Origin of the sequence: Variovorax sp. LjRoot84 (genome assembly GCF_964254305.1) — a bacterium.
Taxonomy (GTDB): domain Bacteria; phylum Pseudomonadota; class Gammaproteobacteria; order Burkholderiales; family Burkholderiaceae_C; genus Variovorax.
Genome location: NZ_CAXUTE020000001.1, coordinates 1,551,517 through 1,564,941 on the forward strand (window position 1 = coordinate 1,551,517; position 13,425 = coordinate 1,564,941).

The window sequence follows — 13,425 nt, forward strand, 5'->3', positions numbered from 1 at the left end:
CTCAGGTTCAACCCGCGACCATGCGCGCAAGGCGCTCGGATGCGGGCGGGTGCGAGTAGTAGAACTTGACGAACACCGGGTCGGGTGTCAGCGTCGAGGCGTTGTCCTGGTAGAGCTTGAGCAGCGCCGCCGAGAGGTCGGCGCCGCTGGTTTGCGCGATCGCATAGGCGTCGGCCTCGAACTCGTGCTTGCGGGAAATGCGCACCGGCAGCGGCGCGACGAAGAAGCCGAAGACCGGCACCGCGAGCATGAAGAGCAGGATGGCGAGTGCATCGTTGGGCGCTGCCATGTTGGGCTGTACGCCGAGGCCGACATAGAACCACGAATGGACCGACAGCCAGCCCAGCAGCGCGAAGCCGGCCAGGCTCAGCGCGAACATCGCGGCCATGCGCTTCACGACGTGCCGGTGCTTGAAGTGGCCCAGTTCGTGCGCGAGCACGGCCTCCACTTCGCCGGCGTTGAGCTGGCGCAGCAGCGTGTCGTAGAAGACGACGCGCTTGCTGGCGCCGAAGCCGGTGAAATAGGCGTTGGCATGCGCGCTGCGCTTGCTGCCGTCCATCACGAACAGGCCCTTGGCGGCAAAGCCGCAGCGCTTCATCAGGGCGTTGACGCGCGCCTTGAGCGTGGCGTCGTCCAGCGGCTGGAACTTGTTGAAGAGCGGCGCAATGAAGGTCGGATAGACCAGCATCAGCAGCAGATTGAATGCCATCCAGGCGCCCCAGGCCCACAGCCACCACAGGTTGCCGGCCGCGCCCATGAGCCAGAGCATCAACGCCGCGATGGGCAGGCCGATGAGCGCGCCCAGCAGCAGCGACTTGGCGCCGTCGAGGAGCCACAGCCGCCAGGTCATCTTGTTGAAGCCGAAGCGTTCCTCGAGCCTGAAGGTCTGCCAGAGCGTGAATGGGAGGTCGAGCAGGCCGCTGATCAGCGCGAAGGCAGAGAACAGCGCGAGCTGCTGCAGCATGCCGCCGCCCATCCAGTCCATCAGCAATTTGTTGAGGAGGTCGAGCCCGCCCAGCAGGGTCCAGCCCAAAAGCAGCGCCGTGCCCCATGCCATTTCGAGCAGGCCGAATCGGGTCTTGGCCACCGTGTAGTCGGCGGCCTTCTGGTGCGCTGCGAGCGCGATGGCCTGCGCGAAGGCCGCAGGCACTGCATCGCGATGGCGCGCCACATGACGCACCTGCCGCGTGGCGAGCCAGAGTTTGACGACGAGGCCTGCAGCCAGCGCGAAGGCGAACGCAAAAGTGAAGAGGAGGGCGGCGGACATGGCGAGGCGAGTTTAGCCCGCACGCCAGCCGCTCGCGCACAGGGTCATCGACGACAATCACCCGATGTCAGAATCCACCGCCCCGACCGCGCCCGTGCCCGCCACCACCCTCAAGAAGAGCGACCAGAACCTCGTCTGGCTGGACTGCGAGATGAGCGGCCTCGACCCCGAAAAAGAGCGCCTGCTCGAGATCGCCGTTGTCGTGACCGGCCCCGATCTGGTGCCGCGCATCGACGGCCCCGTGCTCGTCATCCACCAGAGCGACGAGGTGCTCGACGGCATGGATTCCTGGAACAAGGGAACGCATGGCCGCAGCGGGCTGATCGACAAGGTCAAGGCCTCCACGTTGGACGAGGCCGCGGCCGAGCAGCAACTGCTCGAGTTCGTCGCGCGCTACATCCCGAAGAACGGCTCGCCGATGTGCGGCAACACCATCGGCCAGGACCGGCGCTTCCTGGTCAAGTACATGCCGAAGCTGGAAGCCTATTTCCATTACCGCAACCTCGACGTCAGCACGCTCAAGGAACTGGCCAAGCGCTGGAAGCCGGCCGCCTACAACGCCTTCAAGAAGCAGCAGGCGCATACCGCGCTGGCCGATGTCCACGAGTCGATCGAGGAGCTCGCGCACTACCGTGATACCTTCTTGCGCATTGCGGATTAGGTAAAAACCCGAAGCCATGCGATAATCGTCGGCTTCGCTGCCGGGGACCCTTCAGGCAGCGTTTTCTTGCATCTCCCTATCTTGCACACCGCGCCCCGTTGAATGGGCCGCAGCAAAGACGAAAGTCCTTGCTGAATGTCGTTGGATGGTTGATGTTTTTCACCACCCAACGGAGCGCCGCCCACGGCAGCGCTCGCGTATGAGATTTCTGAATGACCGACGCTTTTGAAGCGCAGGGCGACTTTGCGCCTGTGCAATCCGATGAAACGACTTCCTTCGAGGCGCTCGACGCCGTCGAAGCCACCGAGCCGAAGCTGCCCAACGGCTTCATCAAGCTCGGCCTCGCGCCCGAGCTGATCGCCGCGGTCGAAGACCTGGGCTTCACCCAGCCGACCACCGTGCAGGAACAAGTGATTCCGCGCGCCATGACCGCCAGCGGCCAGGCCGACGGCGCCACGCGCTTCGTCGACCTGATGGTGTCGAGCCAGACCGGTAGCGGCAAGACCGCTGCCTTCCTGCTGCCCGTGCTGCACACCCTGCTGCAGCGCCAGGCCGAAGCCGAGGCTGCGGCCAAGGCCGAATTCCAGCGCCTGGCCGCCGAAGCCGCCGCGCGCGGCGAAGCTCTGCCGAAGAAGCCCAAGCGCAAGGACCCGACCAACGCGCGCCATTTCAAGGCGGCCACGCCCGGCGCTCTGATCCTGTGCCCCACGCGCGAACTCGCCCAACAGGTGGCGCATGACGCGATCGACCTGGTCCGCCATTGCCGCGGCCTGCGCATCGCCAACGTGGTGGGCGGCATGCCCTACCAGTTGCAGATCGCCCGGCTGCAGAACGCAGACCTCGTGGTCGCCACGCCCGGCCGTCTGCTCGACCTGCAGCGCTCGATGCAGATCAAGCTCGACCAGGTCAAGTTCCTGGTCGTCGACGAGGCCGATCGCATGCTCGACCTCGGCTTTGCGGACGACCTCGCCGAAGTCAACCAGCTGACCATCGAGCGCCAGCAGACCATGATGTTCAGCGCCACCTTCGCGCCGCGCATCCAGCAGCTGGCGCAGCGCGTGATGCGCGAGCCGCAGCGCGTGACCATCGACAGCCCGCAGGAGAAGCACGCCAACATCAAGCAGGTGCTGTTCTGGGCCGACCACTCCCAGCACAAGCGCAAGCTGCTCGACCACTGGCTGCGCGACACCACCATCAACCAAGCCATCGTGTTCGCGAGCACGCAGGTCGAATGCGACGGCCTCGCCAACGACCTGCAGCAGGACGGCTTCAGTGCCGTGGCGCTGCACGGCGCGCTGAGCCAAGGCCTGCGCAATCGCCGGCTGATGGCGCTGCGCCAGGGCCAGGTGCAGATCCTCGTGGCCACCGACGTGGCCGCCCGCGGCATCGACGTGCCGACCATCACGCACGTCTTCAACTTCGGCCTGCCGATGAAGGCCGAGGACTACACCCACCGCATCGGCCGCACCGGCCGGGCAGGGCGCGACGGCCTGGCCGTGACCTTCGCCGAGTTCCGCGATCGCCGCAAGATCTTCGACATCGAGTCGTACAGCCGCCAGCAGTTCAAGGCCGAGGTGGTCCCCGGTCTCGAGCCGCAGCAGCGCTCGCCGCAGTCGCGCCCGGGAGGCGACTTCGGTGGCCGTGGCCGCGACAGCCGTGACAACCACTCGCGCGATCGCAAGTTCGGCGGCGGCGGCGGTCATCGTGGCGGCCCCGCAGGCGGCTATGCGGGCGCCAGCGGTTTCAATGATCGCGGTCCTGCACGCGGCCCGGGTGCACCGGCACCGCGTGGCTTCCAGCACAAGGGCAATGCGGGCTTCGGCGGCGGTCGCGACGACGCTGCCGGCTATGGCCGCAAGCCCGGCTGGGGCGATAGCGCACCCCGCGGCGATGGTTTCGCACCGCGCGGCAACAACGGCGGCGGCAAGGTGTTCGTGCCTCGCGACGCCCAACGGCGCGCCTTCAAGCCCACGCGCTGAGCGCCTGCTGCGCACATGACAAAGCCCGCCTTCGGCGGGCTTTTCCTTTGGGGCGCGATCAGGCCAGCGGCACGCTCGCTTCCTTGAGCACGCGCAGCACGAAGTGCGACTGGCTGTGGCGGATGCCCGGAATCTTGTAGAGCTTCTCGCGCAGCAGCCGCTCGTAGTCGCGCGTGTCGCGCACCGCGATGCGGATGTAGTAGTCGTAGTCGCCTGAGACCAGGTAGGCCTCCTGGACTTCGGGAATGGTGGCGAGCACGCGGCCGAACTCGTAGAGCGTCTCGTCGCTGTGGCTTTCCAGCGTGAGTTGCACGATCACGGAGTCGTGGTAGCCGAGCTTGGCGGCATCGAGGTCGACCGTGTAGCGCTTGATCACTTCCTGCGCTTCGAGCTTCTTGATGCGACTCCAGCAGCTCGTCGGCGACAGCCCGACCTCGGCGCCGATTTCCTGCAGCGTCTTGCGCGAGTCGTGCAGAAGCGCACGCAGGATCGCCATATCGAATCTGTCGAATGATTCTTCGTTTGTTTTCTTGTTTTGGCGATTGATCTTCATGAAATCAGCAGAATTGCTTGAAAGAATGAAGCAAATTCTGCATCGAAACCGGAAGAATCGGTGCATGCACGCCACCATCGCCTCCGCCGTCCCGACTGTCTCGCTGCGCAACGGCGCCGAAGCCCTGCTCGACACCCTGATCGAATGCGGCATCGACACCATCTTCGGCTATCCCGGCGGCGCCGCGCTGCCGCTCTACGACGCACTGCACGGCGAGCCTCGGCTGCGGCATGTGCTGGTGCGGCACGAGCAGGCGGCGGTCCATGCGGCCGAAGGCTACGCGCGCAGCACCGGCCGCGTGGGCGTGGTGCTCGTGACCTCGGGGCCGGGTGTCGGCAACACCATCACCGGCCTGCTCGATGCGATCAGCGACTCGGTGCCCGTGCTGTGCATCAGCGGCCAGGTTGCAACCGGCGTGATCGGCACCAACGCGTTTCAGGAAAGCGATGCACTCGGCATGTCGCGGCCGGTGACGAAGTGGAATCACCAGACCCGCATCGCCGACGAGATCCCGGCCGTGGTGCGGCGCGCGCTGCGCATCGCCGCCTCCGGGCGCCCGGGGCCGGTGCTGCTCGACGTGCCGAAGGATGTTCAGCTCGCGCCGCTGACCGGCCAGCCGGCCTCGACGCCGCGGCGGCCCGGCCCCGATGCACGACTGCCGCCGTACGCCAGCCTGCAGCGCGCGGCGGATCTTCTCTCGACCGCCCGCCGGCCCGTCCTCTACGGTGGCGGTGGGCTCGTCAACGCCGGTCCCGGCGCATGCGAAGCCTTCACGCGCCTCGTGCATCGCCTCGACGCACCCTGCACGCTGACCTTGATGGGACTCGGCGCCTTCCCGGCCTCCGACCCGCGCTTTCTCGGCATGCTGGGCATGCACGGCACGCTGGAGGCCAACCTTGCGATGCACGAGGCCGATCTCGTGGTCTGCGTCGGCGCGCGTTTCGATGACCGAGTGACCGGCAAGCTCGACGAGTTCTGTCCGCATGCGCGCAAGATTCACATCGACATCGATCCCAGCAGCATCAACAAGGTGGTGCGGGTTGACGCTCCATTGGTCGGCGATTGCGGCGCAGTGCTGGATGCACTGCTTGCGCTGCCCGCGCTCGACGGCCTCGCGCCGGAGCGGCTCGCGCCCTGGTGGCAGCGCATCGAGCGCTGGCGCGCGCAACGCTGCCTGGACTTCGCTGCGCGCAGCGACGCCATCCTGCCGCAGCAGCTGATGCGCTCGCTGCAGCAGGCCATCGAAGGCCGCGACGCCATCGTCTCCACCGATGTCGGCCAGCACCAGATGTGGGCCGCACAGTACCTGCGCTTCGAGCGCCCGCGCTGCTGGCTGACATCGGGCGGGGCCGGCACCATGGGCTATGGCCTGCCGGCGGCCATCGGCGCGCAGATCGCGCACCCCGAGGAGCTCGTCGTCTGCGTGAGCGGCGACGCCTCGGTACTCATGAATATCCAGGAGCTTTCCACGGCCATGCAGCACCGAACGCCCGTGAAGCTCGTGTTGTGCAACAACGGCTACATGGGCATGGTGCGCCAGTGGCAGGAACTGAACCACGGCAACCGGCTGAGCCACAGCTGGAACGAGGCGCTGCCCGATTTCGTGGCGCTGGCCAGGGCTTTCGGCTGGGGTGCGCGGCGCGTGTCGGACCCTGCCGAACTGCAGGCCGCGCTGGCCGAGTGCATAGGGTACGAGGGCCCCTTCTTCCTCGACGCACAAGTGGCCCCGCAGGAGAACTGCTTTCCGATGATGCCGGCCGGCCAGGGCCACCATCGCGTGATGCTCACCAAGGACCGGTGGTACGTGGAAGACTGACCGCGCGGGCCGGAAAACCGTCACGGGTGACAATGGCGGCTGGCCGCGCGATCGGATCGCGCACCAGCATCAATACTCGGAAAGAACCCCAAGGACCGACATGAGCACAGCAAGCTACACCGACACCCGACTGCTGATCGAGAATGAATGGTGCGACGCCGCGAGCGGCAAGACCCTGGACGTGATCAACCCTGCCACGGGCAAGCCCATCGGCAAGGTCGCCCACGCCGGCATTCCCGACCTGGACCGGGCACTGGCCGCCGCGCAGCGCGGCTTCGAAGCCTGGCGCAAGATCCCGGCCAACGAACGCGCAGCGACGATGCGCAAGGCCGCAGGCCTGGTGCGCGAACGCGCCGCCGACATCGCCCGCCTGCTCACGCAGGAGCAGGGCAAGCCCTTCGTCGAAGCGCGTGGCGAAGTGCTGGCCGGCGCCGACATCATCGAATGGTTCGCCGACGAAGGCCGGCGCGTCTATGGCCGCATCGTGCCGTCGCGCAACCTCGCGGCGCAGCAGCTGGTGATCAAGGAGCCGCTCGGCCCCGTGGCCGCGTTCACGCCGTGGAACTTCCCGATCAACCAGATCGTGCGCAAGCTCGGCGCCGCGCTCGCGAGCGGTTGCTCCTTCCTCGTCAAGGCGCCGGAAGAAACGCCGGCCTCTCCGGCGGCGCTGCTGCAGGCCTTCGTGGATGCGGGCGTGCCCGCGGGCACGGTCGGCCTGGTGTTCGGCGATCCGGCCGAGATCTCGAGCTACCTGATTCCGCACCCCATCATCCGCAAGGTCACTTTCACCGGCTCGACGCCGGTGGGCAAGCAGCTCGCGGCCCTGGCCGGCGCGCACATGAAGCGCGCCACCATGGAGCTGGGCGGTCACGCCCCCGTGATCGTGGCCGAGGACGCCGACGTCGCGCTGGCCGTGAAGGCCTCGGGCGGTGCCAAGTTCCGCAACGCAGGCCAGGTGTGCATCTCGCCAACGCGCTTCCTCGTGCACAACAGCATCAAGCAAGCCTTCGCCGAAGCGATGGTGAAGCATGCCGAGAGCCTCAAGCTCGGCGACGGCCTGGCCGAAGGCACGACTCTCGGGCCGCTCGCGAACGCGCGCCGACTCACTGCGATGGCGAAGGTGCTCGACGACGCGCGCGCCACGGGCGCCAAGGTCGCCACCGGCGGCGAACGCGTGGGCTCCTCCGGCAACTTCTTCGCGCCCACCGTGCTGACGGACGTCTCGCTCGAAGCCGACGTGTTCAACAACGAACCTTTCGGCCCGATCGCCGCCATCCGCGGTTTCGACACGCTCGAAGAAGCGATCGCCGAAGCCAACCGCCTGCCTTTCGGCCTTGCGGGCTACGCGTTCACGAAGTCGATCAAGAACGCGCACCTGCTGTCGCAGCAGATGGAAGTCGGCATGCTGTGGATCAACCAGCCGGCCGCGCCCACGCCGGAGATGCCCTTCGGCGGCATCAAGGACTCGGGCTACGGCTCCGAGGGTGGTCCGGAGGCGATGGAGGCGTACTTGAACACCAAGGCCGTGTCGATCATGGCGGTGTAGCCATTCTCAGGCGCCGGCGGATTCCGCGAGCTGCTGGAGCCGGGGTCCGCCCTGGCGCTCGAGCATCCAGCCCGGATATTCGGCCGGCAGCGCGCTGACCTTGTCGAGCGTGGCGAGTTCCTCGCCGCTCAAGGCGATGGCGGTCGCCGCGATGTTGTCGTCGAGCTGCTCTGCGCGCTTGGCGCCGATGATCACGCTCGTCACCGCCGCCTGGTGCAGCAGCCAGGCCAGGGCGATCTGCGCCACGGAAACGTCCTTCGCCTGCGCGATGCCACGCATCACGTCGATGCAGTCGTAGGCGCGCTCGACGTTCACCGGCGGAAAGTCGAAGGTGGTGCGTCGGCTGCCTGCCTCCGCCTTGACGTCGCGGCCGTACTTGCCGCTCAGCAGGCCGCCGGCGAGCGGGCTCCAGACCATCAGCCCGACGCTTTCGCTCTTGAGCAGCGGAACCAGTTCGCGCTCGAGATCGCGGCCGGCGATCGTGTAGTACGCCTGCAGCGATTCGAAGCGCGCCAGCCCCAGCCGTTCGGAGATGCCGAGTGCCTTCATGATCTGCCAGGCGGCCCAGTTCGACACGCCGACATAGCGCACGTGGCCGTGCTGAACGAGGTTGTCGAGTGCGCGCACGGTCTCCTCGATCGGCGTTGCCGGATCGAAGCCATGGATCTGGTACAGGTCGATGTGGTCCAGCTGCAGGCGCTTCAGGCTCGCCTTCACACCGTCCATGATGTGATGGCGCGACATGCCGCGCGAATTGATGCTTTTCGTGCCGGCCTCGCCGAACACCTTGGTGGCGACAACCACGTTCTCGCGCGGCACCTGCAGGTTTCGCAGCGCCTGCCCGGTGATGATTTCCGAGCGGCCGTCGGAGTAGACGTCGGCCGTGTCGATGAAGTTGATTCCGGCATCGAGCGAGCGGCCGATCAGGCGCTCGGCCTCGGCCTGCTGCAGGTCGCCGATCTGCCCCCAGATGCCGCCTCCGCCGCCGAAAGTCATCGTGCCGAGACAGAGCTCGGAAATGAACAAGCCGGTACGGCCGAATCTTCTGTAGCGCATATGAGGAACTCCTTGGGTTGCGTGCTGCGAGTGTGCAGTTTTGCGAGTGTCCTTCCGGCAGGAAGGTTCGCGATAGCCCAATCCTGTTTCTCTCTTGCCCGATCCTGCTGGTGCAGGCATGAAAAAAGCCCGCCATCGATCTGATGGCGGGCTTTTGTATGGTTTGGTGGGCCCTGAGTGACTCGAACACTCGACCTACGGATTAAGAGTCCGCTGCTCTACCAACTGAGCTAAGAGCCCCTGATCGACATTGCTGTCATTCAGGCAATCCCACGATTATAGCCATATCGCGAGGCGGCCTCGCTCAAGCGCGCTCGAAAATGCACGCGATGCCCTGGCCGCCGCCGATGCACATCGTCACCAATGCGTAGCGGCCCTGGATGCGTTCGAGCTCGTACAGCGCCTTCACGGTGATCAGTGCGCCGGTCGCGCCGATCGGGTGGCCAAGCGAGATGCCCGAGCCGTTCGGGTTCACCTTGGCGGCATCCAGCCCGAGATCCTTGCTCACCGCGCAGGCCTGCGCCGCGAAGGCTTCGTTGGCCTCGACCACATCCATGTCCGATGCCTTGAGGCCCGCTTTCTCCAGTGCCTTGCGCGAGGCCGGCACCGGGCCGATGCCCATGTAGGCCGGGTCGACGCCGGCGAAGGCATAGGCCACGACGCGCGCCATCGGCTTGAGGCCGCGGCGCGCCGCCTCTTCTTTCTCCATCAGCACCACCGCCGCTGCCGCGTCGTTGATGCCCGAGGCATTGCCGGCGGTCACCGTGCCGTTTTCCTTCAGGAAGGCGGGCTTGAGCTTCGCCATGTCCTCGATCTTGGCGTCGAAGCGCACGTGCTCGTCGGTATCGAACAGCGTCGTGCCTTTGCGGCTCTCCAGCGGCACCGGGACGATCTGCGTCTTGAAGTAGCCGTTCTCGATGGCCTTCTGCGCGCGCTGGTGGCTGGCGAGCGCGGTCTGGTCCTGCGTTTCGCGGCTGATGCCCCACTTCTTCGCGACGTTCTCCGCCGTCACGCCCATGTGAATGTTCTCGAACGGGTCGTGCAGCGCGCCGATCATCATGTCGACCAGCTTGGCATCGCCCATGCGCACGCCCCAGCGCGCGGTGAGCGAAGAGAGCGGGGCGCGGCTCATGCTTTCCGCGCCGCCGCCGACGGCCACCTTGGCGTCGCCGAGCTGGATGCTTTGCGCCGCGCTCACGATCGCCTGCAGGCCCGATCCGCACAGCCGGTTCACGGTGAGGGCAGGGGTCTCCTGGGCGCAGCCGCCCTCGATGGCGGCCACGCGCGCCATGTACATGTCGCGCGGCTCGGTGTTGACCACGTGGCCGAACACCACGTGCTCCACGTCCTTGCCGTCGACCTTGGCGCGCGCGAGCGCCTCCCTGGTCACCAGCGCCGCCAGCCGCGTGGGCGGCACATCCTTGAGGCTTCCGCCGAAAGTACCGATTGCGGTGCGTACACCGCTCACGACAACCACTTCTTTCATGACGATTCTCCGGTGCAAAAAGGAAGGGTCAATGATGCCAGCCGAGCGCTTCCCGTACTGACGCCGGCGTTACCATGCCTGCCCGAACAAGGAGCCGCCAAATGATCGAAGCCAACACCATCCGCCACATCGTGGTGACCGGCGCCGCCGGCGCGCTCGGCCGCGCCGTCGTGCAGCATTTTCTCGACCAGGGCGCCCGCGTGGCGCTGCTCGACCACCGCATGGAGCATCTGACCGACGCGTTTCCGGGGCTCGACAACTCGCAACACCTGTTGCTGCAGGCTGACGTGACTTCGGCGTCGGCCATGGCCGACGCCGCGACGCAGATCCTCGCGGCCTTCAAGCAGGTCGACGCGCTGGTCCACATCGCCGGCGGCTTCGAGATGGGCGAGCCGGTGCATGCGCTGAGCCGCGCGGCCTGGGACCGGATGATGAACCTGAACGCTTGGTCCTTCGTGGCCGTCTCGCAGGCGCTGGTGCCCTCGATGATCGAGCGCAAGGCCGGCAGCGTGATCGCCGTCAGCGCCAAGACCGCGGCGCGCGGCGCGGCCGGGATGGCGGCCTACATCGCGTCGAAGAGTGCGCTGCAACGCTTGGTCGAGGCGGCGGCGGCCGAGCTGGCGCCGCACGGTATCCAGGTCAACAGCATCGCGCCCAGCGTGCTCGACACGCCGGCCAATCGCCAGGCCATGCCCGACGCCAAGCCCGACAACTGGGTGTCGACCGCGGTGGCCGCGCAGACCATCGGCTTCCTGGCCTCGCCGGCGGCCGCCGCGCTGCACGGCCAGCACCTGACATTGGACGCCTGAAAACAAAAAGGCCCCGGCGATGCGCCGAGGCCTTCGAGAGATGTTGGTGGAGAGGAGGAGGATCGAACTCCCGACCTCCGCATTGCGAACGCGGCGCTCTCCCAGCTGAGCTACCCCCCCAACGCAGAGCGAATTTTAACCAGAACCGATGCCCCAACGCACAAGGAGCACGAATCGCATGGCCTTCGACGACCCCGCCTGGCTGGAGGGCATGTACAACAACCTGGCGCGGGTGAAGGACCATCCCGCGTACCTCGAGCGCTGGGCCCGCGAATCCGCCGCCGCGCGCGACGCCTTGCCCGGCCGGCTCGACTTGTCCTATGGCCAGGGGCCCAACGAAATGCTCGACGTTTTTCCCGCTCCGGTGCCCGATGCGCCCGTGCTGGTGTTCATCCACGGCGGCTACTGGCGCGCGCTCGACAAGAGCGACCATTCCTTCGTCGCGCCCGCGTTCAACGACCGCGGCGTGTGCGTGGTCGTGCCGAACTATGCGCTGTGCCCCGGGCCGGCCAATCGGCCCGTGACCGTGCCGGATATCCTGCTGCAGATGGTGCGCGCGCTCGAATGGACCTGGCGCCACATCGCGGCCTACGGCGGCGACCCTGAGCGCATCACCGTCGCCGGCCATTCGGCAGGCGGCCACATGGCGGCGGCGCTGCTGGCCTGCGACTGGAAGGCGGTCGCGCCCGACCTGCCGGCGCAGCTGGTGCGCAACGCGCTCTCGATCTCGGGCCTCTACGACCTGCGGCCGCTGCAGCGCACGCCCTTCCTGGAACACGTGCTGCGCTTGAGCGATGCGGACGTGCTGCGCGCCAGCCCCGTGCTGTGGCCGGCACCCGCGCGCGGCCAGCTCTATGCGGTCGCGGGCGGCGACGAGAGCGAGGAGTTCATCCGCCACAACGCGGCGATTCGCGCGGCCTGGGGCCGCAACACGGTGCCCGTTTGCGAGGTGCTGCCAGGCCTGCACCACTTCAGCATCGTCGATGCCTTCGCCGATCCGGCGCACAGGCTGCACCGGCATGCGGCGCAGCTGCTCGAGGCCTGATCGCAGGCCCCGAAGGGCGGCCTACATCAGCAGGTGTTCGCCGGCGTTGTCGCCGCCGAGCATGACGTAGTTGACCTTGCGGATGTCCATGAGCTTGCGCCCGCCCGCATAGCTGATGGAGCTCTGGATGTCCTGCTCCATTTCGACCAGCGTGTCGGCCAGCTTGCCCTTGATCGGCTCGAGGATGCGCTTGCCCTCGACGTGCTTGTACTCGCCCTTGTTGAAGTCGCTGGCCGAGCCATAGTACTCCTTGAAGAGCACGCCGTCGACTTCCACCGTCTGGCCCGGCGAGTCCTCGTGGCCGGCGAAGAGCGAGCCGATCATCACCATCGAGGCGCCGAAGCGGATGCTCTTGGCGATGTCGCCATGGTCGCGGATGCCCCCGTCGGCAATGATCGGCTTGGTGGCGACGCGTGCGCACCACTTGAGCGCCGACAGTTGCCAGCCGCCGGTGCCGAAACCGGTCTTGAGCTTGGTGATGCACACCTTGCCCGGACCGACGCCGACCTTGGTTGCATCCGCACCCCAGTTCTCTAGGTCGATCACGGCCTCGGGCGTGCCGACGTTGCCTGCGATCACGAAGGCCTTCGGCAGCTTCTTCTTGAGGTACGCGATCATGTTCTTCACGCTGTCGGCATGGCCGTGCGCGATGTCGATCGTGATGTATTCGGGTGTGAGGCCGGCGGCGGCCAGCTGGTCCACCGTCTGGTAGTCCGGCTTCTTGACGCCCAGCGAGATGGATGCGAACACGCCCTTGGCATGCATGTCCTTCACGAACTGCAGGTTGTCGAGGTCGAAGCGGTGCATCACGTAGAAGTAGCCGTTCTGCGCCAGCCAGGTGCAGATGGTCTCGTCGACCACCGTCTTCATGTTGGCGGGCACCGTCGGGATGCGGAAGCTGCGGCCGCCGAGGGTGACGCTGGCGTCGCATTCGGATCTGCTCTCGACCACGCATTTGCGGGGCAGCAAGAGGATGTTGTCGTAGTCGAAAATCTGCATAAAACCAAGCTCCTGTGAAATGACTGCCCCCCGGCTCGCCACCTCGTGTGCTTCGCCACCCCCCGAGGGGGAGGCTCGGCCGCCTTGGGGCGGCCCGGCGGCGTCCCGGAATTGAGCGCTTGGTCCGGCCGGCTTTCGCAAACGAAAAACCGGGCGCAAGAAACTTGGGCCCGGTAACTGATTTTACGCGCCCGATCGGAAACGCGTG

The 13,425-nt window shown here is 66.8% G+C and carries 11 protein-coding genes and 2 tRNA genes; 6 read left to right on the forward strand and 7 right to left on the reverse strand.

The window, feature by feature from the left end:
- Window positions 1–7 precede the first annotated feature (7 nt).
- Window positions 8–1,267, reverse strand: a complete 1,260-nt coding sequence (locus tag ACSQ9I_RS07840) for a M48 family metallopeptidase (RefSeq protein WP_436312762.1) — start codon at window positions 1,265–1,267, stop codon at window positions 8–10.
- Window positions 1,268–1,331: 64 nt separating this feature from the next.
- On the opposite strand from ACSQ9I_RS07840, the gene orn reads away from it, so the two are divergent.
- A complete protein-coding gene (gene orn, locus ACSQ9I_RS07845; RefSeq protein WP_093106390.1) occupies window positions 1,332–1,928 on the forward strand; it encodes an oligoribonuclease in 597 nt (198 codons plus the stop codon).
- 212 nt (window positions 1,929–2,140) lie between these two features.
- A complete protein-coding gene (locus tag ACSQ9I_RS07850; RefSeq protein ID WP_436312763.1) occupies window positions 2,141–3,907 on the forward strand; it encodes a DEAD/DEAH box helicase in 1,767 nt (588 codons plus the stop codon).
- 58 nt (window positions 3,908–3,965) lie between these two features.
- Here ACSQ9I_RS07850 and ACSQ9I_RS07855 read toward each other — a convergent pair whose 3' ends face one another.
- Window positions 3,966–4,460 carry an Lrp/AsnC family transcriptional regulator gene (locus ACSQ9I_RS07855; RefSeq protein WP_212733656.1) on the reverse strand — a complete coding sequence of 165 codons (495 nt, stop codon included), beginning with the start codon at window positions 4,458–4,460 and terminating at the stop codon, window positions 3,966–3,968.
- A 64-nt stretch (window positions 4,461–4,524) separates the two neighbouring features.
- On the opposite strand from ACSQ9I_RS07855, the gene ilvB reads away from it, so the two are divergent.
- Both ilvB and ACSQ9I_RS07865 read left to right on the forward strand, forming a co-directional pair.
- Complete coding sequence (gene ilvB / locus ACSQ9I_RS07860) at window positions 4,525–6,276, forward strand: biosynthetic-type acetolactate synthase large subunit (protein WP_436312764.1); 1,752 nt, start codon at window positions 4,525–4,527, stop codon at window positions 6,274–6,276.
- A gap of 100 nt (window positions 6,277–6,376) precedes the next feature.
- Window positions 6,377–7,822, forward strand: a complete 1,446-nt coding sequence (locus ACSQ9I_RS07865) for an NAD-dependent succinate-semialdehyde dehydrogenase (protein ID WP_093106382.1) — start codon at window positions 6,377–6,379, stop codon at window positions 7,820–7,822.
- A gap of 6 nt (window positions 7,823–7,828) precedes the next feature.
- Here ACSQ9I_RS07865 and ACSQ9I_RS07870 read toward each other — a convergent pair whose 3' ends face one another.
- From ACSQ9I_RS07870 to bktB, 3 genes are all read right to left on the reverse strand, one after another.
- Window positions 7,829–8,878, reverse strand: coding sequence for an aldo/keto reductase (locus ACSQ9I_RS07870; RefSeq protein WP_436312765.1), 1,050 nt, complete (start codon window positions 8,876–8,878; stop codon window positions 7,829–7,831).
- A gap of 164 nt (window positions 8,879–9,042) precedes the next feature.
- A tRNA-Lys gene (locus ACSQ9I_RS07875) sits at window positions 9,043–9,118 on the reverse strand.
- Between the two features lie 64 nt (window positions 9,119–9,182).
- Window positions 9,183–10,364: a beta-ketothiolase BktB gene (gene bktB, locus ACSQ9I_RS07880; RefSeq protein ID WP_093106378.1), complete on the reverse strand. Its 1,182-nt coding sequence runs from the start codon at window positions 10,362–10,364 to the stop codon at window positions 9,183–9,185.
- Window positions 10,365–10,465: 101 nt separating this feature from the next.
- Here bktB and ACSQ9I_RS07885 point away from each other — a divergent pair, with 101 nt between their 5' ends.
- Window positions 10,466–11,173: an SDR family NAD(P)-dependent oxidoreductase gene (locus ACSQ9I_RS07885; protein ID WP_093106376.1), complete on the forward strand. Its 708-nt coding sequence runs from the start codon at window positions 10,466–10,468 to the stop codon at window positions 11,171–11,173.
- A 44-nt stretch (window positions 11,174–11,217) separates the two neighbouring features.
- On the opposite strand, the gene ACSQ9I_RS07890 is transcribed toward ACSQ9I_RS07885, so the two are convergent.
- Window positions 11,218–11,293: transfer RNA gene (locus tag ACSQ9I_RS07890), tRNA-Ala, on the reverse strand.
- A 58-nt stretch (window positions 11,294–11,351) separates the two neighbouring features.
- On the opposite strand from ACSQ9I_RS07890, the gene ACSQ9I_RS07895 reads away from it, so the two are divergent.
- Window positions 11,352–12,218: an alpha/beta hydrolase gene (locus tag ACSQ9I_RS07895; protein ID WP_436312766.1), complete on the forward strand. Its 867-nt coding sequence runs from the start codon at window positions 11,352–11,354 to the stop codon at window positions 12,216–12,218.
- A 21-nt stretch (window positions 12,219–12,239) separates the two neighbouring features.
- Here ACSQ9I_RS07895 and ACSQ9I_RS07900 read toward each other — a convergent pair whose 3' ends face one another.
- Window positions 12,240–13,217, reverse strand: a complete 978-nt coding sequence (locus ACSQ9I_RS07900) for a GMP reductase (protein ID WP_093106371.1) — start codon at window positions 13,215–13,217, stop codon at window positions 12,240–12,242.
- Between the last annotated feature and the right edge of the window lie 208 nt (window positions 13,218–13,425).